Here is a 25414-nt window from a genome sequence, read left to right on the forward strand (position 1 = left end):
GTGATCCAAAGATGACTTTTTGAACTACCTATTTTAAGGAAAGAGGTTGCGCATGGGACAGGACAGAATCACCGTAGGTCTCATCTACGGGGGCAAATCGGGAGAACACGAAGTTTCGCTGCAGACGGCTTTGGCCGTCTCTAAGGCGTTTAATTACGACAAATACGAACTGCTTCCTTTTTATATTGACAAACAGGGAAAATGGAAGGTCGGCGGCAAGCTGAACGCGCCGTTTGCCGCGCTGGAGGAACTGAAGCTTGGGGAACGCGCGGGCGATACGTCGGAGGCGATGAGACTGCTGTTCGGCAAGCTTTCGTCCGACGATTCGGAAATCGATGTGGTGTTTCCGCTTCTGCACGGCACCAACGGCGAAGACGGCACGATCCAGGGGCTGTTCGAGATGGCCGATTTGCCTTACGTCGGAGCCGGGGTGCTGGCGTCCGCGGCCGGGATGGATAAGGTCATCATGAAGAAGCTGTTCGCCGAGGCGGGACTTGAGCAATGCGCCTACTGCTACTTCACCGCTTCCGAGTGGGAGCGCGCCAGACATACGTTGATTCAGGGGATCGAGGAGAGGCTCGGCTATCCGTGCTTCGTCAAACCGGCGAACCTTGGCTCCAGCGTCGGCATTTCCAAGGCGAGAACGCGCGAGGAACTGCTGGCATCGGTAGCGCTCGCTTTTCGCTATGACGTGAAGGTGATCGTCGAGGAATTCGTTGACGCCCGCGAGGTGGAGGTCGGGGTACTCGGCAATGACGAACCGCTAGCCTCCGTCCCGGGAGAAATCGTCTCCTCCGGAGAATATTACGATTACCAGGCCAAATACCTGGACGGTAAGTCGCAGATGCTGATACCAGCGCCTGTCGATGCCGAACTGGCCGACCGAATCCGCGAACTGGCGGTCAAGGCATTTAGAGCCATCGCCGGCAGCGGGTTGTGCCGCGCCGACTTTTTTGTACGGAAAACGGATCACAAGATTTGGATTAACGAAGTGAATACGATGCCGGGCTTCACGCCTTTCAGCATGTATCCCCTCTTGTGGAGGGAAACCGGGGTATCCTATGAGGGATTGCTGGATCGCCTGATCGAATTGGCGCTGGAGCGATATGCGGCCCGACAGGCATTGGAATTCGAAAGCGGCGTATAATCGGCGGCGTTCATCGCCGCCCGGATAACTGGCGTAGGAAAGGAAGGGATGACGGTGGGATTTCAAACGGAGTTCAACTCGGTCTGTAAATTCAAGAAAGAGCAGGAGCTTTACGAGCTGCTGGAGTACGGCCGGGGCAAAATGCTCAAAGAAGGGCTGCGCGTGTTTCCGACAGGACAAAAGGTCATCGCGTATTCGCCCGATAACAAAGCCGTAGCGATTGTGAAAATTACCGCCTGCGTTGCCGAAATCAACTTTAATGGAGAGGAAGTTACTTCGGTTGAGCTGGAGCTGATTCGTCCGTTGACGGAAGAGGAGTCTGCGGTACAGACCGCTCTGGCGTACGAAATGTTCTTCGGAGATCCGGCTCGAAAATGATCGTGCGCTTCGGTTATGTGGCGATGTCCACCTTGATCGCAAACGCGTCGCCGTCCAAGACGATGACGTTGAAGACGTTTAACGGCATTGCCGACCGCGAGGCGGCGATCCGTAAGCTTGAGAGGATTTCGGAGGACAACCTGCATAACACGCTTCGCCTGCTCCGGCATAACGTCGGCAACCATATTCAGGTCTACCGCTTCTCTTCGAAGCTGATTCCGCTTGCGACCCATGAGTCACTGTCGGATTGGAATCCTTACGAGGCGCTGCGGGAGCCGTTTGCCGCCGTGGGGAAATATGTCAAGGAGCACGGCCTTCGGGTGTCTTTTCACCCGGACCATTTTACCGTATTAAGCACGCCGCGGCCCGAGGTGCTGAAGTCCTCGATCCGCGATCTGAATCATCACGTTGCGATGTTTGACGCTATGGGCCTGGACGCCCGGGCGAAGAACAATATTCATGTCGGCGGCGCTTACGGGGACAAGTTGTCCGCAGGGGCTCGCTTCCGCGAGAATGTGGCGGCTCTTCCGGAGCGCATCAAGCAACGTCTGACTTTCGAAAACGACGATAAGACGTTTAACGCGCCGGAGACCCTAGGGCTATGCGAATCGCTGGGCATTCCGATGGTGCTCGACATTCATCATCAGCGGGTGAATAATGAAGGCGAGAGCCCGACAGCGCTTTGGCCGCGGATCCTTGCGACATGGCAAACGCCGTATGCGCAAGCCGATTCGCCGGCGGACGAACCGCTCCCGCCGAAGATTCATGCGTCCAGCCCGAAGAGCGCCGGCGATCCGCGCGGACACGCCGATCACATCATCGTCCTTCCGCTGCTCGAATTTCTGCGCAGCATCGCTCCGATCACCGAACGGATCGACGTCATGCTGGAAGCGAAGCTCAAAGACGGGGCGTTATTTGCCTTGATGGAGGATTTGGCGCGATACCGCGAGGACGGCGTTGAATTATTGGACGGAGCCAGCGTACGCATCAAGCCGTAATTCATTTGGACAAGCCGACCGCTTGTCTCTTGAAAAATGCAGGGAAATAAGGTAAGTTGTACAAAATGAGGGTGTATTTAAGGAGGATATTCATGGGTGATTTATTAGCGGGTAAAAATGTGATCGTGATGGGGGTTGCCAATGAGCGCAGCATCGCGTGGGCGATCGCGCAAAGTTTGGCGGAGCAAGGTGCCCGTTTGGCCTTTACATACGAAAGCGACCGCGTGGAAGGCCGGGTGCGCAAGCTGGCCGAGACGATCCCGGGATCGCTGATTCTGCCGTGCAACGTGACGGTAGACGAGGAGATCGACAAGCTGGCCGATACGTTGCGCGGCGAATTTGGTGTATTGCATGGTCTCGTGCACAGCATCGCGTTCGCCAAAGGGGAAGATCTGGCCGGCGAATTCGTGGACACGTCCCGCGAAGGGTTTGCTCTGGCGAACGACATCAGCGTCTATTCGTTGGTTGCCGTGTCGCAGCGCTTGGCTCCGCTCATGACGGAAGGCGGCAGCATTATGACGATGACGTACATGGGATCGGAGCGCGTGATGCGCAACTATAACGTGATGGGCGTCGCCAAGGCCGGACTGGAGGCTTCGGTGCGCTACCTGGCGAACGATCTTGGACCGAAGAACATCCGTGTCAACGCGATTTCGGCCGGTCCGATCCGCACGCTGGCTGCCAAAGGCATCAGCGATTTCAACTCGATCCTCAAGCAGGTTGAAGAGAAAGCTCCGCTGCGCAGAACGACGGAAACGGCGGAAGTTGGCGACACGGCGATGTTCCTGATCAGCCATCTGTCCCGCGGCATCACCGGCGAGGTTATTTTCGTGGACGGCGGGTACAATATCGTAGGTGCATAACGTAGAGACCGGCATGCGGTCAGTCAGCTGAAAGTTCGTTTCCGGCGGGGCGAAAGACCCGCTTTTGGACACGGACTTTTTGCGTATAGGGAAAGGCGGCATTCGCTGTAATCTGCGAGAGAGCGGGCGAAAGGACGCAACTTTGCCATATCAAGGACGTATAGTTTTTAAGGAGTAGATTATCAGTTTACGATGAAAGTAGAGTGAATCGATTGGAATCGAACCCGAAAGTTCCATATGTAGTAGGAAGCAAAAGCCCGATGGCCGTTGCGATCAATTGTGCCGCCAAAGCGGGGGAATGGATTAAGAGCCGGCTTGGCGGCTACCGGGATCTGAATACGAAGCAATCGCCGCAGGATCTGGTGACGGACGTGGACAAAGGCGCGGAGGCGATGATCCGCAAGCTGATTCTGACGCATTTTCCCGACCATGCCATCCTCGGCGAAGAGGGCGTGGCGCCGGGAGCGGCGGCTTCCGCCGCGGCATTGAAGCAGGCAAGCGAATCGGAGTATTTATGGATCGTTGATCCGGTGGACGGAACGACCAATTTTGTGCATGGATTTCCGTTTTTTTGCGTATCGATAGCGCTGGCCTATAAGGGTGAAGTGATTATCGGCGTAATCTACGATCCGATGCGTGACGAGATGTTTGTGGCGGAGAAAGGTAAAGGCGCTTATATCCACGGGCAGCCTTCGAAAGTATCCGCCGATACGGCTTTGTCCGGCAGTATTGTCGCCGTCGGCTTTAATCCGGACCGGGAGTTTGCGCTGCCGGTGAACATGCGCGGACTGAACGCGTTGTCCGGTGAAGTACGCAGCCTGCGCGCCGCCGGTTCGGCCGCCCTGCACCTGGCTTATGTGGCTGCCGGCCGACTGAGCGGCTATTACGAAGTCGGGCTGAACGCCTGGGACGTCGCTGCCGGCGCGCTGATCGTGAAGGAATCGGGAGGAATAGTGACCGATACCGCAGGTAACCCTTATCACATCGGCGTACGCCATTTAATTGCCAGCAATGGCAAAATCCATGACGAGCTGCTTGGCGTGATCCGTTCTGCCGACGCGACGGGGCTGTAAGGATCTGCTTCGCGGGGGGACATCCGGCTAGTGGGGAGGAATGGGCGGAATTTGCGGTACGCATGATCCAAAATACCGGAAGGAGTGTCAAGGATGAGCGACAGCAAGGATTTGGAACGCGAGCTCAGCGAGATGCTGACCGAAGGGGAATACGGCAACGAAGAGGAACGCCGCGAAGAGGAGCGCAGAAAATTGTCGACGAAATACGAAATCCGCATCCAGACGACGTTGGACCCGATCGTAGAAGAGACGTTGAATTACCGGAAAATGGCCAAGGAAATCGATGGCCGTTATGATGAATATTTGAAGAGGGCCGGACGCGTAGAGAAAAAGCCGGAATAAAGGTAACGGCGCCGGTGCCCCTCCAGCAACAACAAGACCTGAGGCCGTAACTGAACCTCAGGTTTTGCGCGCTATCATACTATTATTTAAGTATTCAAAGGAGTTGAAAGGCTTGAAGCACACTCGCTTAAATAAGGCTTCCGCTTTGGCGGGAGCGCTTGCTTTGATCCTCGTCCTGTTCAGCGGCACCGCCGCGGCATCTGTCCAAGCCGCCGAAGCGGCTCAAGCCGACGGCTACCTTATCGTGGCGCTTGGCGATTCCATCACCGCCGGGTACGAGCCGGGGATGACGGAAACGAGCGTTTCGTACGGCTTCGTTGAGCGGCTGAAAGAACAAGGACTGTTCCATGGCCGGACATCGGCGGTGAATTACGGCATCCTCGGTTTGACCAGCGAAGGCTTGAAGAACTACATAACGGCGGTACGGGCAGGTTCGCCGGTCGCCGCTGCGGATATTCAGCCAAACGTGCCGGATCCACGGATCGCTTCCTTTGCTTCCGGCATCGCGCAAGCGAAAGCCGATCTGCAGAAGGCCGATTTGATCACGATCACGATCGGCGGGAACGACTTGCTTAGACTGCTGCCGGATGTGAAAAACATCTCGCTGGAGCAGCTCCGTGCCCAAAGCGAAGAAGTGTTGAAGGCTTATGGCGACAACCTCCGCGAGGCCGTTCGCATCCTGACGGAGCTCAATCCGTCGGCGCAAATCGTAATCGCCGACCAATACCAGCCGGTGCCGAAGTTGGTCGGCGCCTCGGTTTACGATGAGCTGCAGCAGTTGGCTGGGAAGTTTACCGCGATCGTGGATGGGGTGGCTGCCGATTACGCGGCTCTAGCAAAGCCGATGAAGGCGGCCCATGTGGCCGAGGCTTTTACGGGCCACGAAATTTCGCTGACGCATATTTTTTCGGATACCGATATCCATCCGAATCAAGCCGGATACGAGGAAATCGCCAAGGTTTTCGCCCAAACCGTTTGGGGCAGCTTCCGCACAACCGCGGCGAAGACCGGCGGCGCGCCGGTATCTGTCGTGGTTAAAGGCAAGGAGCTGAACACGCCGTATCCGCCGATGCTGAAGAACGGGCAGACGTTCGTCGCCATCAAAGATATTACCGATGCGGTCGGGGCGCAGAGCCAATGGGATTCCGGCAATTCCACCGCGACGATCACCTATGGCAGCCGGACGGTCGTCATCCCGGTCGGCTCCAAGCAAATACAGGTGGACGGCACGCCGGCCGCTACTGCGACGCCAGCCTTCCTGCAGAAGGTAGGCAAGGAGAACAAAACCTATGTGCCGCTGGCCTTGCTAGTGCAGGGACTGGGGCTCGACGTACAATACAGCAGCAAAATGAAGACGGTATTTATCAACGAAATCTAATGATAATTTCGTCGGACGCCGGAGCGTGGAGAACGCTCCGGCTTTTTGTATGTACAAGGACGGGAGGTGGAACTCGCTTTACGGGCTCCTTTGCAAGATTATCCCGATGGATCAGGTCGCAGGCAAACTTCGTTATATGAGGGGGGCGTGGTCCCGCCGATGGTTCCCGTGCCCCTGAACGAAAGGGATAATCGTGCAAAGGCGCGCACGAGAAGGGAATCAGGGCAAAACGGCGGGCACGCCGGCGGAGGCCGTGGCTTCCAACTCCGTATAATCGCACATAAGCTTCTTACTCCTGGACATTGGGCGGCGGCGGATGTTCCATTAAGCTGGATGGGGAACGGTCTTAGCGCTAAACACAGAAGGAGAGGGTGGAACATGCCGAAAATTGCGGACAAATATCTGCGGGTCGACCCCTGGAAGGTCGTGGAGGAAGGCTTTGATCCGGGGCGGAATCGGGTCAGCGAGTCGATTTTTTCGCTGGGGAATGAATATATGGGGGTCCGGGGTTACCCGGAAGAAGGCTATGGCGGGGACACGCTGCTGGGCAGCTATTTCAACGGATTATATGAGGAGAGTCCGGTTCCGGCCCATTACAAAGGCATTATCCGGTCGCTGCGGTTTATGGTGAACGCGGTGGATTGGCTGCATACGCGAATCACGCTGGACGGGGAGACGCTGGATTTGGCGGAGAGCCGGTTCAGCAACTTTCGGAGGGAACTGGATTTCCGCACCGGGATCTATACCCGGGAGTTCGTGTGGCATACGGCCAGCGGGAAAAACGTGCAGCTTACGTTTGAGCGCCTGGTCAGCATGAAGGTGTCGCATCTCGGGGCCCAACGGATTACGTTTACGCCGTTGAACTTCTCCGGTACGGTCCAGGTTCGGACGGGATTGAATCTGAGGGTAATCCACGAGGATCAGCAGCGCTGTTATTGGAAAGAGCTGAAGCAGGGGGAATCCCTTGCCGGCACCGGGATCGCGGGGATTCTGGGGGAGACGGTAAACACGGGCAACCGGCTGTTCTCCGGGTTCCGCGTGGATGCATCGGACGCTGTAACCAACCAACTGGTCCAGGAGGAAACGTACATCGGCCGGGACTTGTCCCTGAGACTGGAACAGGGAAAGCGCAGCGTGCTGGACAAACTTGTCGTCAACGTGGCGGAGAAAACCCGTGCGGTTAGTGCAGACGACCTTTGGAAGCGGGGGATCGAGCTGGCGGCGCGGCACACGCAGGCGGGGTACGATGCGGCAGCGGCCGACCAGCGGTCGTATTGGGCCCAGGTGTGGACGGAATCGGACATCGCGATTGAAGGCGATCCGGAGAATCAACAGGGGATCCGCTTTTGCATTTTTCAGCTCTACCAGACTTACCATGGGGATAATCCCGGGTTTAATATCGGGGCGAAAGGGCTAACCGGGGAGGCTTACCGGGGGCTGGCTTTCTGGGATACGGAGTCGTACTGCTTGCCGTTTTATATTTTCAACAATCCGAAGGCGGCGCGTAGCCTGCTCGAATTCCGCTACCAATCGCTCCCCGAAGCGTTGAAGCGGGCCAAGGAGCTGGACTGCGAAGGGGCGTTTTACCCCATCGCCACGATCGACGGGACGGAAAGCTGCGATCTGTGGCAGCATTCCAATCTGCAACTTCACGTCGGCACGGCGGTGGCGTACGGGCTGCGCCATTATGTGAACATGACGGGCGACAAGGTATTCCTGTTTGAAAAAGGCGCGGAAATGCTGATCCAGATCAGCCGTTTTTACGCGACCCGCGGGCAGTGGGGGCAGCAGTCGGGGAAATACGGCTATTTCGGCGTAATGGGTCCCGACGAGTTTCAACTGATGGTTAACAACAACTGTTATATCAACCTGATGGCGAAAAAGCTGTTCGAATACACGCTGGAGGTGCTGGAGGCGATGCGGGGCGAAGCGGCCGCGGCATATGGCGATCTGACGGCGCGGCTTGGCCTCACGGAGGAAGAGCAGGAGGATTGGCGGAACAAGGCGCGGCACATGAAAATTCCGAAAGACGAAGGCACGGGAATTTACGAGGAGCATGACGGCTTTTTCGACCTGCCGCATCTCGACATCCATGCCATACCGGTCACGGAGTTCCCGCTGTATTCGCACTGGTCGTACGACCGGCTGTACCGGTACGATATGATCAAGCAGCCGGACGTGTTGATGTTTATGTTCCTGTACAGCAGCGAATACCCGCTGGAGGAAAAACGCGCCAACTACGACTACTATGAGCCGCGTTGCATCCATGAATCTTCGCTGTCTCCGTCGATCCATTCGATTCTGGCGGCGGAAATCGGACGTTCGGAGGAAGCGTACAAATTTTTTGAGTTCGCGACCCGGCTCGATCTCGACAACTATAACCGCAATACGCGGGAAGGCCTGCATACGACGTCGATCGCCGCGGCCTGGATGAACATCGTGTACGGGTTCGGCGGGATGCGTTCGGACGGGGATCGGCTTATGCTGAATCCGAGCATCCCCGAACGATGGCAGAGCTACCGGTTCAGGGTCACGTACCAAGGAGCAAAGCTGCTCGTGGAAGTGGATCAGAACCAGGCTTCCATCCGGGCGATGTCCGGCGGCGAAGTGGAAATTTCGTTGTACGGGAACCTGGTTAATGTCGGCGAAGCGGGCATTCGGGTGCCGCTGCGAAAGGCGGTTGTCCAATGAGTTGGATCGTCCGGGAAACCGGGTTCGACCCGGATCGAATCGCGCATCACGGCAACAAGTTCATGATCGGCAGCGGAGTGCTGGGCTATCGGGGGACGCTGGAGGAGTACGGGAAAAAAGAACTGACCGCGACGATCGTCGCCGGGCTGTACGACAAAGTCGGAGACAAGTGGCGCGAGCCGGTAAACGCGCCGAACGGATTGGCGACGGCCGTCTATTGGAACGGCGAGCCGCTGAGCGTGTTGGAAGCCGGGGGCGAGGCCGGGCATCCCGAATTACTGGAACATGAACAGGCGCTGGACTTGCGCCAGGCGGTCCATCGCCGGCGGTCGGTGTTCCGCACGGCGGACGGCGCGGAGGTGGCGATCGCATCCGAGCGGTTTTGCAGTTCGGCGCGGCCGCAGCTAATCGTAAACCGCATCGCCGTGGAGAGCAGCCGGGACGGTGAGCTAATGATCGTCACCGGCATTGACGGCGACGTCTGGGACATCAACGGCCCGCACCTTGAGCGGATGGAGAGCAACGCCGACGAGAACGGAGAGGTCGTGTGGCTTGCCGCCCAGACGCAGGAGCTTGGCGTGCCGATATCGGTAGCGGACGCGATGGAGGTTCCGGGCGGCGGGGAGCTTGAGCTTCTCCGTGAGGAAGCCGCGATCCGCCGCCGCATCCAAGTGCGGTGCCGGGCCGCTGAACCGGTTGAGCTGGTCAAATACGTGGCCGTATTCACCGGACAGGACGGGACCCCGGCAAGCGATGTGCGGACGGCGGCGGCACAATCCGCCCGGGCGGCGCGGCAACTCGGTTACGATCGGCTGCTGCGTGAGCACGCCGATCGCTGGGAGCGCAAGTGGGAAGCCTCCGACATGACGATTGAAGGCGATGAAGAAGCCCAGCTGGCGCTGCGCTACAGCATGTACCAGCTGCACATTATCGCGCCTGACCGTTCGGAGCGCGTGTCCATTCCCGCGCGGGGACTATCCGGGCAGGTATATAAAGGCGCGGTGTTCTGGGACACGGAGATGTTTATGCTGCCTTTTTTTCTGCACACGGATCCGGAGGTGGCGCGCAATTTGATGATGTACCGGGTGCATACGCTGGAAGGCGCGAAGCGCAAAGCGGAGGAATACGGCTTCGATGGGGCGTTCTATGCCTGGGAGAGCCAGGAGACGGGCGACGACGCCTGCACGCTGTTTAACGTAAACGATGTGTTCACCGGTCGTCCGATGCGTACTTACTTTCGCGATAAGCAGGTGCATATCAGCGCGGATGTCGCTTACGGAATCTGGCAGTATTACGCGTTTACCGGCGACGCGAGCCTGCTCCTGGACGGAGGGGCCGAAGTGGCGTGGGAGTGTGCCAAGTTCTTTTACTCGTACGGGTACTTGAACCCGCGGAAGCAGCAATACGAAATCCTCGACGTTACCGGGCCCGACGAATACCATGAGCGGGTGAACAACAACGCGTTTACCAACCGGATGGTCAAGGAGTGTCTTCGCATCGCCCTGGATGCGATGGAGATCTTGCGGAGCCGCGCCCCCGAGCGCTACGAAGCGCTGCTGGCGGGCAGCACGATCACGCCGGAGCAGATCCGCGACATGCACGACCGGTTGTACGTCCCGCAGCCGGATGGAGAGACCGGCCTAATCGAGCAGTTCGACCGCTATTACACATTGGAGGACATCTCATTGCCGGAGCTGAAAGCGCGGATGCTTCATCCGCATGAATATCTCGGCGGGGGGAACGGCCCTGCGACGACGACGCAAATTCTGAAGCAAGCCGACGTGGTGTTGATGCTGCATCTGTTCAAAGGCGAATATGCTTCGTCTGTCAAACGGGCGAACTGGGCCTATTACGAGCCGCGCACCGAGCACGGATCGAGCCTTAGCGCATGCATCTATGCCTTAGTGGCGGCGGACACGGGATCGCCGGATTGGGGCTACCCTTACTTTATGCGGGCGGCAACGATTGATTTAACCGGCGATTCGAAGCAATATGTCGGAGACCTCTACATCGGCGGGACGCATCCCGCAGCGAATGGCGGGGCATGGATGGCGGCGATACTGGGATTCGCCGGCTTGCGGTATGATGGAAACCGGGCGGAGCTTCGGCCGGCCTTGCCTTCCGCCTGGCAGGCGATCGAATTCCCGGTCCGCCTTCGCGGCGGCTCCTGTCGGATTCGCGTCAGCCGAGAGGAGGTCGTTATCGCGGCCCAGGGCGACAATCGGGCCGTCATGCGGTTTACGGTGGGCGATCGGGAGCTGGCAGTGGCGTCGGGGCAGGAGGTTCGCGTCCCGACGGGATGATACATTTCAAAACCTAAGGAGAATCATAACATGCTGGAAACGATGAAAGGCGCGATTTTCGATCTCGACGGCGTGATCGTCGATACGGCCAAATACCATTACCTCGCTTGGCGGTCGCTGGCACAACGGTTGGGCTTCGAATTTACCGAAGCCCACAACGAGCGGCTGAAAGGCGTCAGCCGCATGGAGTCGCTGCGCATTTTGCTGGAGGTAGGCGGCTTGGAGGCCACGGAGGAAGAACGCGAGCAGATGGCCGCGGACAAAAACCGGGAATACGTCGAATGGATCTCCAAGCTGGAGCCGTCGGAGATTTTGCCAGGGGCGAAGGCGTATCTGCTGCAGCTGCGCGAGCGCGGCGTGAAGATCGCTCTCGGCTCGGCAAGCAAAAACGCCGCGTTTATCTTGGAGCGGCTGGGCATCGCCGAGCTGTTCGACGCGGTGATCGACGGCACGAAGGTGTCCAAGGCCAAGCCGGACCCGGAGGTGTTCCTCGCCGCCAGCGCGGCGCTGGCGCTGCCGCCGTCCGACTGCGTCGTGTTCGAGGACGCGGAGGCGGGCGTGCGGGCGGGCAAAGCCGCCGGGTGTCGCGTGGTCGGCATCGGCAGCCCGAGCATCCTGGCCGCCGCCGACCTGGTCGTCGGCGGGCTGGATGAGTTGGTGCAAACGCCGGAGTTTTGACGCGGCTGGCACGCTAAACGCGATTGCCCGGCGTATGCCTGATGCAGCGAGCCCAGCATCCCTTCCATAAGTAAATCCCCTGGGAAATTAAATGACCCGGGGGATTTTTTACGGGCATCCCACCGACATCCTGCCGACACCCCGCCGACAACCCACCGACACCCCGCCCCTAACGGACCGTACGGACCTTATCTGCCGTTTTACGTCCGATGGGAAGACCTAACGGACTCAGCGGGCGTTATGATGCCGAAAATCGACCCATACCTGGCATGACCGGCTCAATAAGGTTATCTGAGTCCGTTATAGTTGGCCATCGCCCTATTTCTGCCCTAATAAGGTCTCTAGGGTCCGTTGCTAGAGTATAGTGAGGAATTGTGACCGCCTCCAGGCCCCCCAAAAAAACTCTAGCAAGATTCCAAAAATCCCCTACACTAAGAGATAAGGCGCAGGTTTCCCCCCCCTGCACGAGCGAGAATCGGAGAAACCGCCACGATCTCCGTAGAATCGCGCATCCTTGCCGGTTTTCATTATTGCTATAGTTAAATTGCCGGAGGTGCAAAGCCGTTGAAACCAGGCAATAGATTCGGAAATCCGTTCGCCAACCTGAACGTCAAACAGCAGATGATCCTTCTCTTCATCGTGATGGTGATTCCTTTGTTTATTTTGAATGCCTACGGCAACTACAAAGCCGATCAAATTTTGAAGCGCAACGTAACCAATGCCTATATCGAGCTCAACAAACAGAACTTCCGGCTGATCACCCGGGACATCGAAGCGATCAACAAGGTGACGTCCACGGTGTTCCAGCACCCGCTGCTCCAGCAGTTGAACCCGAGCGGCGAGGGGACGGAGACCGTCCTGGAGCGGGTCAAAACTTACGAAAAGCTGGAGACCCTGCTGTTCAACTACTCGCAGGAAACCGACCAGCGCGAGCCGCTGTACTATTCCCTTTACGTGTACGATCCGTCCAACGCGTATTTTTTTGCCCCGTATTACCCGGAGGCGCGAAAAGCGGGCGTCTATTTCTTTCTCGAGCAGGAGAAGCCGGAATGGTTTGAGGAAGCCGTCGCAAAAAAAGGAAACGGTTACCTGCGCCTGATCGAGCATTTGTCCCCGCCTACGCAAGGGCAGCCAAACCAGAAAACGCTCGCTTATGTCCGGGCGATCAACAGCATCTATAAAAACGGCACGATCGGCGTGCTCGTCGTATCCAACGTCGACGGCCGCATCGGCGAATCGCTGCAAACCGTCTCGATCCCGGAAGGAGAGCTGTATTTTACCGATTGGAGCAACCGCATTCTGACCTCGACGCCGGCGAAGGCACCGACCGGTTCGATTCTGAACCTGCCGCAGGAAGCCGATCCGTGCGACTCTTTGATCGGGGTGAAAGATGTCATTACCGACGATTTTATTTATGTCATTAATTATAACTACGTCCTGCAGCAGAAGCTGGTGTACAAGGTGCCCGTCAAAGCGCTGCTCCAGCAGCAAAACGAAATTAAACGGATCATTCAACTGATCTCCGTGGCTTATTTTGCGGTCGGACTGGCATTGATCTTGTATTTCTGGCGGTCGCTGATGACTCCGATCCAGAAGCTGGTCTATTTCGTCCGCCGGTACGAGCCGGGCAACGTGGTGCCGGAGACGCCGCGCCGCGGACGCACCGACGAGGTCAGCGTGCTGATCTCCACGATCTACGAGATGGCCCGACGGCTCAACGGGCTGATTCATTACAAGTACCAGATGGACATCAAACAAAAGGAAGCCCAGCTGCAGATTTTATATCAGCAGATCAACCCGCATTTGCTGTACAACACGCTGGAGAGCATCTATTGGAAAAGTACGATGGAGGGGAACACCGCCTCCGCGGAAATGATCAAGGAGTTGTCCAAGCTGATGAAGATCAGCCTCAGCCGCGGCCGGGAGCTGATCACGCTGGAGGAGGAGCTGGAGCACGCTTCCGCGTACATCAAGCTGCAGGAGCATCGGTACGAGTACGGCTTCCGCGTGACCTGGGACGTGCCGCCCGAGCTCCATGCGACGATCATCCCGAAAATCACGCTGCAGCCGCTCATTGAGAACGCGATCATTCATGGCGTGAAACATATGGGGGAGGACGGCGAAATCGCCATTCGCGCCGAAGCGGACGAAACGCAGGGCCGGGTATGCATTACGATCACCGACAACGGGTATAAACCGGTGGATTTCGAGGCGATCGATCGGCTCCTCAACGACGAAACGCCAAGCCCGTCGTTCGGTTACGGGATCCGCAACATTCACCAGCGGCTTCGGCTGCATTTCGGACCGGAATACGGCTTGAAATACGATAGCCGTCCCGAAGGCGGCACCGCCGTCACGATTACCCTGCCCATCGCAACTGGCCGGAACGAATAACGAACAGGGGGAACAAGCGCATGTACAACATTTTGGTCGTGGACGACGAACCGCTGATTTGCAAAGGACTATCCGGTCTTTTGACCGCTTCGGGACTCGATATCGGTCAGATTTTCACCGCTTATAACGGGCATGAGGCGCTGGATTGCGTGCGGATGGAGGATATCGATTTGCTGGTCACCGACATTCAGATGGGAGAAATGAACGGGATCGAACTGATGCAGCAGGCGAAGCTCATTAAGCCTTGGGTGCAGACGATCATCATCTCCGCGCATGAAACGTTCCAATACGCCCAGATGGCGATCCGGCTCGGCGCCAAGGATTATTTGATCAAGCCGCTGAACAGCGAGCAGTTCCTCGATTCGGTGCGCAACGCGCTGCTCAAGATGGATAAACCGGTGCCGCAAGCCGAGGATTGGTTGTCTCGGGGAGCGGAGCATTTCCGTATGGAGGAGCCGCTCCCGGATTCCGGCGAACGGTTGAACCGTTTGTTGACGGACAGCGCCCAGGGGGATCAGGAGGAACGGTACGCCGAAGCCGAGCGGCTCGGGCTCACCGGGCCGTATTTTTCCGTGCTCAAAATCAAGCTGGCCATCCCCGCCGAGAAAAAACCGTCCGCCGACCACGAGGCGGATACCCGCCTGTTCCGCTACGCGGCGCTTAATATCGTGAACGAGCTGCTGCATCAGGAGTGGCGGGCGGCGGCTTTTTACACCCGGGACTTGGAAATCGCGCTCATCCTGCAATGGAACGAGGCGGAATACGCCGAACCGAATCTGAACAAAATCAACCAGCTCGAAATGCTGGGCCGCAGCCTGCACCATCACATTCACAAGTATCTCGGTCTCTTGTGCACGGTGGGGATCAGCCAAATTCTCAAGGGGGCCGGATTCCTGGGCGAGCTGGGCCGGCAAGCGGACAAAGCGATGCTGTGGGGCGGAGGGTATGGGGATTACCATGTGTTTTACTATGGTGATTTCAACTGGCATAACTATGCCCAGGACCCTTCCAACGAGGAGTTGACGACGCACAGCAACCGGATCGTGGACAGTGCCAAGCAATACATCGAGGAGAATTACCGGCAGAAAGGCCTCACCATCCACGAGGTGGCTCGCAGCAATCACGTGAGTCCCAACTATTTGAGTTATTTGTTCAAAAAAAATACCGGCTACAACCTTTGGGAATACGTCATTAAGCTGCGGATGGAGGAGAGCAAAGCGCTGATCCTGAGCACGGATCTGCGCCGTTACGAGATTGCCGAACGGGTCGGGTACGAGTCGCCCGAGCATTTCAGCAAGATTTTCAAGAAGTATTTCGGCGTCAGCCCCACCGAACTGAAGAAATAACGATGAAGTAAGAACGACCATAGTTCACATAGTTTTAGACATGTTCGCCGAGAATCCCCTTTTTTACAATGGATAGAGACACTACGTAGAAAAGAGGGAGAAAGATGGGGGAACCCGTGATTTCACCGGGGAACATGCAGCGGAACACGGTTAAGAAGGCGGCCGCCTCGCGGGCGCCGCGTCGGGGATCGAACTGGAAGAAGTATATGTGGGGGTATCTGTTTCTGGTTCCGGCGATCGCCATATTTATCGTGTTTTTATGGGTCCCAATCATCAAAGGGATGGTTTACAGCTTCTATAATATCGATTTCGTCAAAGGCAACACGTTTGTCGGACTGGACAATTACGTGAAGGTGTTCAATAACCCCGACGTGCTTCTGTCGGTTCGCAACACCTTGTATTATATGCTCCTGTGCTTGGTGATCGGCTTCTGGGTGCCGATCGCCGCGTCGATTGCCATCTCCGAGCTGCGCTGGTTCCAGGGCTTCGCGCGCATTGCGGCTTACCTGCCGTTTGTCGTGCCGGGCGTCGTCCTGTACGGGATGTGGCGCTGGATGTACGATCCGGTCGGGCCGATCAACGCTTTGCTCGGATGGTTCGGGGCCGATCCGGTTTCGTTCGTCTCCGACGGGAGGTGGTCGATGATCTCGATCGTCTTTATGGAAACGTGGCAGCAATTCGGTTCGGCGATGCTGATCTATCTGGCCGGGGTGCTGAGCATTCCGCGGGACTGGTACGAAGCGGCGGAAATCGACGGGGCCGGCGTCTGGGCCCGGATCAAGTACATCACGCTGCCGTCGATGCGGAACCTGATCGTGCTGATGTTGATTTTGCAACTGATCGGCACTTCCCAAGCATACCAATCCCAGTTGGCTTTGCTGGACGGCGGACCGAACAAGGCGACATTGACCTATGCGCTCCTGACCGTCAAATACGCCTTTACCCAGCTTGATTACGGGGCGGGGACCGCGCTGGGCGTGCTGATGTTCCTCGTGCTGAGCGTGCTTGGCGTGCTGCAATACAAGCTGAACAAGGAGGAGTACTGATATGAAAGAAAGAGGCATCCTGTCGCCCTCCGATCTGCAGAAGCCGCTCAATAAGGTGGTATATGGGTTTATGGTGCTATGCATCGCGGTCATGGCTTTTACGATGCTGTATCCGATCGCGATGACGATGTTCAACGGGCTCAAAAGCAATCAGGAGGTCAACTCGTTCCCGCCGCGGTTTTTCCCGCAGGAATGGCATTGGGACAATTTCCCGAAAGCCTGGGATTACATCGAACTGCCGATGTTTCTGAAAAATACGCTGCTGATCTTCGGCGGCAACCTGCTGATGACCATCCTGGTGCTGGGGCTCGCTTCGTTCAGCATCTCGCGCATCCGCGTGCCCTATAGCCGGGCGATTTACTTCTTTATTCTGCTGACGTTGTTTATTCCGGCCTCGAGCTACATGATCCCGAACTTCGTGAACCTGAAAGAGCTGGGGCTGCTGAATTCGTATTGGGCCTTCTGGCTGCCGGCCGGGGCGAACGCGTATTATTTTCTGCTGATGAAAAATTTCTTCGACGGCATCCATCCGGAGATCTTCGAGGCGGCCCGGATCGACGGGGCTTCGGAATGGACCAGTTACTTGCGGATCGCGGTGCCGCTGTCGGTGCCGATCTTTGCGACGCTGGCGATCTTTATTTTCTCCACGGCATGGAACGACTGGTTCTGGCCTTCTCTAGTCATGCATACGGAAGACAAGTACACGCTGGCGACGGCGATCTACAAATATGTGATCAACGCGCGGAACATGGACAGCAGCATCAAGTTCAGCATTTTGTTCATGGTCATGATTCCGCCGATCTTCGTGTTCCTCGGCTTCCAGAAGTTCATCATGCGCAGCGTCAACTTGTCCGCGGTCAAAGGATAGGTAGTTCAAAAAGTAATCTTTCCATGACGAAGCAGATCATGAAGCAGATTCGACGTCGAATCTTGAATTCAGCCGGGCCTAAAGCGTAGGCTTCCGAAGTATGTTTCCTGCGGAAACATTTCAGTTGCTCACGTAGGTCTGCCTACGCTCCGCTACTCAGGCCCTAGCTTCATCCAACCTTCTCGGTCCTGAAAACCTGACTTTTTGAACCTCCATTGTAACGATCGTAGGCCTGCACATGAAAGTCATAAGATCACACATCGATTGCCGATAGGTTCTCTTTTATGATGAACATGCAAGATATACTAACTTTAAGAAAAGGGGAGTTTCAATGCGCAAGTTTTCAGCGGTATTGATGTGCCTGATGCTGCTCGGTTCGCTGCTCGCGGCCTGCGGCGGAGGAGGGAACAAGGAAACTCAAAATAACGGCGGCGGGAATACGGCGGCTACGGGCAACAACGGGGGAGACAATGCTACGCCGGCTGCGGGAGAAGCCGATGACATCACGCAACGCAAGGTTACGATTAAAATCCACTATCCGCTGCCGGACGAAACGACGCTCCGCCAGCAGGAAGACGATAAAATCGCCCGCTTCCAGGCCAAGTATCCCAACGTAACGATCGTGAAGGACGACTGGCAATACAGCGTCAATGAAATCGGCGTGAAAATGGCGTCCAACGAAGCGCCGACTTTCTACAATACGTGGGCGACGGAAGCCCAATTCCTGGTCGAACGCGGCTGGGTCGCCGATATCACCGAGCTGTGGAACAACTGGGAGTACAAGGACGAGATCAACCCGGTGCTGCAGAACCAATTTATCGTTGACGGCAAGGTGTACGGGATTACGCAAAACGGCTACGTGACTTCAACCGTGGTCAACAAGAAATTGCTTGAAGATAAAGGCATCGCCGCGCCGACGCTGGACTGGACCTGGGACGACATGTACAACGTTGCCAAGGGCGTAGCCGATCCGAAGAAGGGGATTTCCGGGATTGCACCGATGGGCAAAGGGAATGAAGCGGGCTGGAACTGGACCAACTTCCTGTTCGAAGCCGGCGGCGACATCGAAACGAACGAAAACGGCAAAGTGACCGCCGTCTTCAACTCCGACGCCGGAGTGAAGGCGCTGGATTTCTACAAGAAGCTGAGATGGGAAGCGAACGCGATTCCGCAGGACTGGGCGCTGGGCTGGGGCGATGCGATCAGTTCCTTCCAGCAAGGCCGGACGGCGATGGTGATCGCCGGGGCGTTTGATGTTATCCAGGCGGCGCTGAACGAAGGCGGCATGAAGCCGGAGGATGTCGTGGCGTATCCGATGCCTGCCGCGGAAGCGGGCGGCAAGCATTACGGGATTCTGGGCGGCAACTATCTCGTGATCAATCCGAACGCCACGAAGGACGAACAGGAAATGGCGTTCCGCTACATCACGTTCGACTACTTCACCGACGATGCTTTGAAATCGGTCGAGGACACGATCCAATCCCGTCAGGCCGAAGGCAAATACTTTGTACCGACGCCGCTGGAGTATTTCAGCGAGGACTCCGAATATGCCGGCAAAGTGAAGGCCATTTACGACAAATACGACAACGTGTACAAATACGATCCGCAGCTCTTTAGCCTGCTGGAAGGCAAGCCGGAAGCGCAGTTCGGCACGCAGGACTACTATGCGACAATGTCCAACGTCGTACAGGAATCTTTCTCGAAGAAAGGCACCGATTCCAAGCAGCAGCTGGATGTGGCGGCCAAGTACGTGCAAGAGAATTTCTTCGATAAAATTCAGCAGCAATAAGCGGCAAGTTGCCAAGAAGCCTCCCCTGATGTCCGGTTTGGACTGGGGGAGGCTTTTTTGCGTTGGATGCGGCTGGGGGAGGGCGGTAAAGGTCGGGTTGCGAGTGAATTGAGAGTTGAGTTGCTCATTTGGCGCTGGTATAACACCAAAAGAGGTGGCGGCGGGTGGGGAGTGGGATCTGTGGACGGTGACATCAACGGTGACATCAACGCTGACATCAACGCTGACGTAACTCAGAGACCTTATTTGGGAGTAATCTGTCCTTTCCGGAATCTAACGGAACGGAGAGACGTTATTCTCCATTTTGAGCGGGGTTCAACTCTTGTTTAGGCCGAATAGCGTCATCTGGTTCCGTTAGGCTGGGAAATGGCCGGGAAATGGGCAATTAACGTCATCTGGTTCCGTTAGAAAGGGGGGGAGAGTGTGGCTGCTGGGGGGAGCGTGAACACGTGCACGTGCTGCCCAGGTCCGGAAAAATTACGCGGCCGCCGACGTGTTGTCCTTCTGCTGGCGCGCGCGGGCTTGCCGGCTCAGCACCAGGCCGACGAGCGAGGCCATCATCTGCTGGAACACCATGCCCAGCACGACCGGCACGGCCACCGGAGCGGGGAAGTAGGTGACGGCCAGCACCGCGCCGGCGCTAATGTTGCGCATGCCGCCGTTGAAGACGAGCGCCACCTTGTCGGCTTCGTTCAGGCCGATCAGCCGGGACAAGCCGAAGCCGAGCAGGTAGCCGATCGCCGCCAGCGAGACGATGATCGCGGCGAGAACCAGCAGCCGCGGGCTGAAGTCGGTCAGGTATGGAGCGACGACCGCACCGTTGATCGCCACGACGGCCGCCATGGCCAGCTTGGAGAACGGGTTGAGCCAAGGACTCCAGGAGGCGATGACCCGGCCTTTGCTCCATTGGTTCAGCAGCATGCCGAGCAGCGACGGGACGACGATCATCCAGAACAGGCTGGCCATCATCGCCGCGGCGTCGAGCCGGACGCTCGTGCCAACCAGCAGCGACAGAATGCCGGGCACGACAAACGGCGCCAGCAGCGTATCGATCAGGATGATCGATAGGGTCAGGGCGATATTGCCTTTGTAGATGCTGACCCAGACAAAGCTGCTGACCCCCGTCGGTATCGCTGCGGCAAGAATAAATCCGGTAATCGTATAGAAATCTCCGGGAAAAGCCAAATGCCCAAGCCCCATAGCCATCAGCGGCATGGCCAAATGGAGGATGAATAGGCATAACATCAAGGGGAGCGGCTTTTTGAGCACGTTCAGAAAATCCTTGAAGCTGAGGCTGATGCTCCCGGCAAAAGTCATGAAGGCAAACAGCCACGGAGACAGATAGGTATAGGAGGCCAGACGGCCCCCGCAAAGGACGCCGATCAATATGCTGGCAGGCGTGATCAAAGGCATCAATCGGTTTAGTTGTCGGTTTAACGTTTGCAGCATGGTCACGACATCCTTTGGTTTATAAGCTTCTTGTAGTATAGAACGTTCGCGAAGAATCGTAAATGGGACGGAGACCAGGAGTTCTAACCGAAAAAAAGTCTGCCTGAACGTAACCGAACCAGGCAGACTTTACGATGTTATCGGGCAATTTCCTTGAACGAAGCCTCGGCGGCTTCCAGCGTGAAGTCGATGTCCGCTTCCGTGTGCGCGGTCGTCAGGAACCAGGCTTCGTATTTAGACGGAGCGAGATTGACGCCGCGGTTCAGCATGGCGCGGAAGAAGGCGGCGAACGCTTCGCCGTCCGTGTCTTGCGCCTCGCCGTAATTCGTGACCGGGTGGTCGCAGAAATGCGCCGAGAACGAGCCGCGGATCCGGTTGATCGTCAGCGGCACCCCATGGCGGCGGGCCGACTCGGCCAGGCCGTCGGTCAGCTTCATGGCGAGGCGGTCCATCTCGTCGTAAACCCCGGCGCCCTGCAGCACCTCGAGGCAGGCGATGCCGGCGGAGATGGACGCAGGGTTGCCCGCCATCGTCCCGGCCTGATAGGCCGGACCGAGCGGCGCCACCTGCTCCATGATCTCCTTGCTGCCGCCGTACGCGCCGATCGGCAGCCCGCCGCCGATGATTTTGCCGAGGGCGGTCAGGTCCGGCCGGATCGCTTCGTGGTTGGAGAGGCCGGCGTAGGTTTGCGCCGAGCCATAGTGGAAGCGGAAGGCCGTAATGACCTCGTCGTAGATGACGAGGGCGCCGTACTGCCGCGCGAGCCGGCAGAGCTCTTCCAAGAACCCGGGCTTCGGCATCACCATGCCGAAGTTCCCGACGATCGGCTCGACCATGACGGCGGCGACGTCGTCGCCCCACTTGTCGAGCGCTTCTTTCAGCGCCGGAGCATCATTAAACGGCACGGTGATCACCTCGTGCGCGATGCTGGTCGGAATGCCGGCGCTGTCGGGGATGCCTAGCGTGGACGGGCCGGAGCCGGCGGCCACGAGCACGAGATCGGAATGGCCGTGGTAGCACCCGGCGAATTTGATGATTTTGTTCCGCTTCGTATAAGCCCGGGCGACGCGGATCGTGGTCATAACCGCCTCCGTGCCGGAGTTGACGAAGCGGACCTTGTCCATCGAAGGGATCGCTTCCTTCAGCATGACGGCCAAGCGGATTTCCAGCTCGGTTGGCGTCCCGTACAAAGTGCCGTTCGCGGCCGCTTCCTGGATCGCTTTTGTGACGTGCGGATGGGCATGTCCGGTAATGATCGGCCCGTAAGCCGCCAAATAATCGACGTACTTGTTTCCATCCACGTCCCAAAAATACGCGCCTTCGGCTTTTTTCATAAAAACGGGCGCCCCGCCGCCAACCGCCTTGAACGAGCGGGAGGGGCTGTTGACGCCACCTACGATATGTTGCAACGCTTCTTCGTACAATCGTTCCGATTGCGATCGATTCATCTTTCTATACTTCCTTTCTGGTTAAATCGCCGTTGTGATGAGCCAAGCTTGAACCGTGGGCGAGCCAACTGCAAAAGTGCATTTGATTTTTCGCGAAATCGGCATTTTCGAGCGACTAGATGCAAAAGTGCATCTCATCTAGCGTCATACGTCCCCGTAACTCCTTTTTGGCGAAAATGAACTGCACTTTTGCATCTGACGGGCGGGATGGAGCCCAATTAGCGAAAATGAACTGCACATTTGCATCTCGTTGCAGTTGGGGGCGCGTTCGTGGCAGTAGTTAGGAGCTTACCGCCTACGGCCACCAAGCGCCACGGCCCACTATGATCGCCGTCGATCAGAGCAGCCAACTGCTGCCGAGCGCCGCTGCCCAATGCAATCGCCGTCGATCAGCGCCGCCAACGGGTGCCGAGCGCCGCCGATCGGTGGCGACCAGCACCGACCACCGCCTACGGCCGCCAAAGAGAGAAGGTCGCCTCTCTTTGGCGGCTCCGGCATTACGGGGGCGCCCCTCGCCCCGAGCTAAGCACCGCCCGGCCTCACGGGAGAAAGCTCCCCAGCCAACCCTGGCCAACGCCCCCTATGGAGAAAGCTCCCCCAGCCTAACCGGCCGGCGCCTCCTATGGAGCAGGCTTCCCCAACCTAACCGGCCGGCGCGCCTCTCCGAAAGAGGCTCCCCCCGCCTCACGGACTGGAGGACGAAGCCTCCAGGTTCCGGCCGCTCCCGGCGTTCGCCCCCGTTCGGCCGGAGCCGCCGCCACCATCACCGGCCTCGCTGCCACTGCCGTTGCTTTCGGTTCCGCCGGGCTCGCTGCCGCTTTCGGCCTCGTTGCCATCGCCGGTTTCTTCGCTCTTAGCAAATACGTCCTGCACGTATTGCTTCAGTTCCTCTTCGCTGCGAACCCCCAGTACGGACGAACCGCCAACGTTTTTTTCGACCAGCAGGTCCATCGGCGGAATTTGCTCGCTGGCGGCCATTTGCGCATCATACCCGACGGTCGCCAGCTTCCACATATCCTGAATCGAGAGGTTCGTGTCAATGTAAGGATTGATTTTCTCGAGAATCGAAGGCAGTTTCATGATCGAAGTCGTCGATTTCATTTTATCGGCCACGGCCTTCAGGAAGTTGCGCTGCCGCTCGGTCCGGGTATAATCGGACAGGGCATCGTGCCGGAAGCGGACGTATTGCAGCGCGGTTTTGCCGTCAAGGTGCTGCTGTCCTTTTTTCAAATCGATATCGTATTCATGGTTATCCGCTTTACTGGTGTAGTGCATATCTTTTTCCACGTAAAAATCCACCCCGCCGACCGCATCCACCAATTCGATGAATCCTTGGAAGTCGGTGTACACATAATATTGAATCGGGATGCCCAGCAGTTCGGAGACCGCCTGCATCGCCGTATTCGGACCGTGGGTGATCGCCGTGTTGATCCGTTCCGAGCCGTGCTCCGGAATTTCCGTGTACGTATCGCGCAGGATCGAGAAGAGGTAAGCCTTCTTGCTCACCGGGTCCAGGGAAGCGACCAGCATCGTATCCGAGCGGGGGATTTCGCCTTTCTTCAAGCCGCGCGCGTCCACACCCATCAGCAGGATGTTAACGCGTTCCGTGCCCTCCCATTTGGGCGGCTCCGGCACTTTCGTCTCGGTCGGTTGCACATTATAGAATGGAGACTGCTCTCCTTCTTTTTGAAAGTTGTCCACTTGGTTATAGATGGCGGTAAAATAGTAAGCCGCGAAGGCGGCCACGACGACAATCACTCCGACGACCGACCAGAGAATTGCCCGTTTTGTGCGTTTCGTCATTGGGTTCGTTCCTTTCAGATCGTACGATAAATTCGGTTTCTATTATAGATACTACATATATCTTTACATTATAATTTTTTTTGGAAGCACAATCAATTTCAGGCTTGGAGAGGCCTATAGGAGGAGTTCGCATGTCGGAACAACCGCAACAAGTGCAAATCGGCAAGCCGGTTCCGAACTTTCGGCTTCCCGCAGACAGCGGGGAGGAAGTTTCGCTATTGCAATTTCGCGGCCGCAAGGTCGTTCTTTATTTTTATCCGAAAGACTCAACCCCTGCTTGTACCCAGGAGGCTTGCGATTTCCGCGACCTTGCTCAGGCGTACGGCGAATATGGGGCGGTGGTGCTCGGCATCAGCGGGGATTCGGTGAAGTCCCACTCCAGGTTCGCCGCGAAGCAGGGACTGAATTTCCCATTATTGTCGGACGAGTCTCATGAAGTATGCCGGATGTTTGGTGTTTGGCAGTTGAAAAAAATGTACGGCCGCGAATTCGAAGGCATCGTCCGTTCGACGTTCCTCATCGACGAGGAGGGCAAACTGCTCCGCGAATGGCGCGGGGTTCGAGTGAAAGGGCATGCCGAGGAGGTGCTGGCGTTACTTCAGGGACGATATTTTAGATAAGATCTTGACAATCATATTGCTTAGTTATGTAACTATTTTTATTTGTGGTTGAAGAAGAATTTTTCATGATAGACATCCCGAAAAAAGCCTCTTCGCTACTCGTAGTGGGTATAAGGAGAGCGATATCGCTCTACTATGCCTCTCAAACGTTCCATTATCCACGTAATATAGCGAAGAGCCCAAAAAATACATTTTTCAATAATTGGTCTGCAGACGTACCGACATTTTTGATACCTTCTGTTGGAGACTCCAAGAATGTTGGTGGGATGGATGCAATTGGTGTGACATATTATAATACTAGCGGTGATTATAACGCTAGTGTTATTAGTTCTCTTGGTTATTGGCATGATGGTGAGGGGAATAGTGTTGAGTCAAACAGTCCATCTGAAGGTAATGGAAAGTATGGTGTAGCTTTTGAATTCCAAGATAAGGCTATTGTGACAAGTGTAAATTATGTTACTGGATATTATACTTATAAATACTTGGGACAAGGCTTTTCAGCCGTTGTGACCTACAATAGCAATTTTACAAATTGGAATGGCAAAGCGAGAACATTTTATGCACATACGTGGAGTAGTACAAATATCAGCTCAATTTCATTGAACGGCAGTAATTCAGGATTTGGGGCTAGTGTAACTTTCTCTAGCTCATCCAATAATTTCAAAATCTATAATGATTCTGACACAAGTTTCTAATTCAGGAGGTGAATGTAATTTATTTAGTATTAATTGCAGGTCTCGTCTTGGGGTTAATTGTTTATTTTGTCATCGATTCTCTTTATGAGCGAACTGTTGTTATAT

The 25414-nt window shown here is 56.5% G+C and carries 20 protein-coding genes; 17 read left to right on the forward strand and 3 right to left on the reverse strand.

Annotated elements, in window-relative coordinates; all coding sequences use genetic code 11:
* Window positions 1–52 precede the first annotated feature (52 nt).
* The 15 genes from ACZF99_RS03865 to ACZF99_RS03935 all read left to right on the forward strand — a co-directional run bounded on the left by ACZF99_RS03865 (window position 53) and on the right by ACZF99_RS03935 (window position 19294).
* A complete protein-coding gene (locus tag ACZF99_RS03865) occupies window positions 53–1147 on the forward strand; it encodes a D-alanine--D-alanine ligase (RefSeq protein WP_483609248.1) in 1095 nt (364 codons plus the stop codon).
* Window positions 1148–1201: 54 nt separating this feature from the next.
* The gene (locus tag ACZF99_RS03870) at window positions 1202–1525 is read left to right on the forward strand and encodes a hypothetical protein (RefSeq protein ID WP_483609250.1); all 324 of its coding nucleotides are present in this window, start codon (window positions 1202–1204) and stop codon (window positions 1523–1525) included.
* Window positions 1522–2523, forward strand: a complete 1002-nt coding sequence (uvsE, locus tag ACZF99_RS03875; protein ID WP_483609252.1) for a UV DNA damage repair endonuclease UvsE — start codon at window positions 1522–1524, stop codon at window positions 2521–2523. Before ACZF99_RS03870 ends, uvsE begins: the two co-directional genes overlap by 4 nt.
* 92 nt (window positions 2524–2615) lie before the next feature.
* Window positions 2616–3386 (forward strand): enoyl-ACP reductase FabI, encoded by a 771-nt coding sequence (fabI, locus tag ACZF99_RS03880; RefSeq protein ID WP_483609254.1) that lies wholly within the window; start codon window positions 2616–2618, stop codon window positions 3384–3386.
* Between the two features lie 260 nt (window positions 3387–3646).
* Window positions 3647–4459, forward strand: a complete 813-nt coding sequence (locus ACZF99_RS03885) for an inositol monophosphatase family protein (RefSeq protein WP_483609256.1) — start codon at window positions 3647–3649, stop codon at window positions 4457–4459.
* Window positions 4460–4552: 93 nt separating this feature from the next.
* Window positions 4553–4801, forward strand: a complete 249-nt coding sequence (locus ACZF99_RS03890) for a hypothetical protein (protein WP_483609258.1) — start codon at window positions 4553–4555, stop codon at window positions 4799–4801.
* A gap of 112 nt (window positions 4802–4913) precedes the next feature.
* Window positions 4914–6179: an SGNH/GDSL hydrolase family protein gene (locus ACZF99_RS03895; protein WP_483609260.1), complete on the forward strand. Its 1266-nt coding sequence runs from the start codon at window positions 4914–4916 to the stop codon at window positions 6177–6179.
* Window positions 6180–6557: 378 nt separating this feature from the next.
* Window positions 6558–8870, forward strand: coding sequence for a glycoside hydrolase family 65 protein (locus tag ACZF99_RS03900; RefSeq protein WP_483609262.1), 2313 nt, complete (start codon window positions 6558–6560; stop codon window positions 8868–8870).
* The gene (locus tag ACZF99_RS03905) at window positions 8867–11173 is read left to right on the forward strand and encodes a glycosyl hydrolase family 65 domain-containing protein (protein WP_483609264.1); all 2307 of its coding nucleotides are present in this window, start codon (window positions 8867–8869) and stop codon (window positions 11171–11173) included. Before ACZF99_RS03900 ends, ACZF99_RS03905 begins: the two co-directional genes overlap by 4 nt.
* Window positions 11174–11203: 30 nt before the next feature.
* The gene (pgmB, locus tag ACZF99_RS03910) at window positions 11204–11851 is read left to right on the forward strand and encodes a beta-phosphoglucomutase (protein WP_483609266.1); all 648 of its coding nucleotides are present in this window, start codon (window positions 11204–11206) and stop codon (window positions 11849–11851) included.
* Window positions 11852–12472: 621 nt separating this feature from the next.
* Window positions 12473–14245: a sensor histidine kinase gene (locus ACZF99_RS03915; protein ID WP_483612521.1), complete on the forward strand. Its 1773-nt coding sequence runs from the start codon at window positions 12473–12475 to the stop codon at window positions 14243–14245.
* A gap of 20 nt (window positions 14246–14265) precedes the next feature.
* Entirely contained in the window at window positions 14266–15591 is a 1326-nt protein-coding gene (locus ACZF99_RS03920; protein ID WP_483609268.1) for a response regulator, read from the forward strand.
* A 134-nt stretch (window positions 15592–15725) separates the two neighbouring features.
* A complete protein-coding gene (locus tag ACZF99_RS03925; RefSeq protein ID WP_483612523.1) occupies window positions 15726–16637 on the forward strand; it encodes a carbohydrate ABC transporter permease in 912 nt (303 codons plus the stop codon).
* Window position 16638: 1 nt separating this feature from the next.
* On the forward strand, window positions 16639–17505 hold the full coding sequence (locus ACZF99_RS03930) for a carbohydrate ABC transporter permease (protein WP_483609270.1): 867 nt from the start codon (window positions 16639–16641) through the stop codon (window positions 17503–17505).
* 331 nt (window positions 17506–17836) lie between these two features.
* Window positions 17837–19294, forward strand: coding sequence for an ABC transporter substrate-binding protein (locus ACZF99_RS03935; RefSeq protein ID WP_483609272.1), 1458 nt, complete (start codon window positions 17837–17839; stop codon window positions 19292–19294).
* A 477-nt stretch (window positions 19295–19771) separates the two neighbouring features.
* On the opposite strand, the gene ACZF99_RS03940 is transcribed toward ACZF99_RS03935, so the two are convergent.
* The 3 genes from ACZF99_RS03940 to ACZF99_RS03950 all read right to left on the reverse strand — a co-directional run bounded on the left by ACZF99_RS03940 (window position 19772) and on the right by ACZF99_RS03950 (window position 23994).
* Window positions 19772–20743, reverse strand: a complete 972-nt coding sequence (locus tag ACZF99_RS03940; RefSeq protein ID WP_483609274.1) for a bile acid:sodium symporter family protein — start codon at window positions 20741–20743, stop codon at window positions 19772–19774.
* A gap of 137 nt (window positions 20744–20880) precedes the next feature.
* The gene (locus ACZF99_RS03945) at window positions 20881–22191 is read right to left on the reverse strand and encodes a glutamate-1-semialdehyde 2,1-aminomutase (RefSeq protein WP_483609276.1); all 1311 of its coding nucleotides are present in this window, start codon (window positions 22189–22191) and stop codon (window positions 20881–20883) included.
* A 684-nt stretch (window positions 22192–22875) separates the two neighbouring features.
* Window positions 22876–23994 (reverse strand): LCP family protein, encoded by a 1119-nt coding sequence (locus ACZF99_RS03950; protein ID WP_483609278.1) that lies wholly within the window; start codon window positions 23992–23994, stop codon window positions 22876–22878.
* A gap of 131 nt (window positions 23995–24125) precedes the next feature.
* On the opposite strand from ACZF99_RS03950, the gene bcp reads away from it, so the two are divergent.
* Entirely contained in the window at window positions 24126–24614 is a 489-nt protein-coding gene (gene bcp / locus ACZF99_RS03955) for a thioredoxin-dependent thiol peroxidase (RefSeq protein WP_483609280.1), read from the forward strand.
* A gap of 65 nt (window positions 24615–24679) precedes the next feature.
* Entirely contained in the window at window positions 24680–25309 is a 630-nt protein-coding gene (locus tag ACZF99_RS03960) for a hypothetical protein (protein ID WP_483609282.1), read from the forward strand.
* Window positions 25310–25414: the final 105 nt, after the last annotated feature.

Source organism: Paenibacillus sp. JL3B1040 (assembly GCF_057063165.1).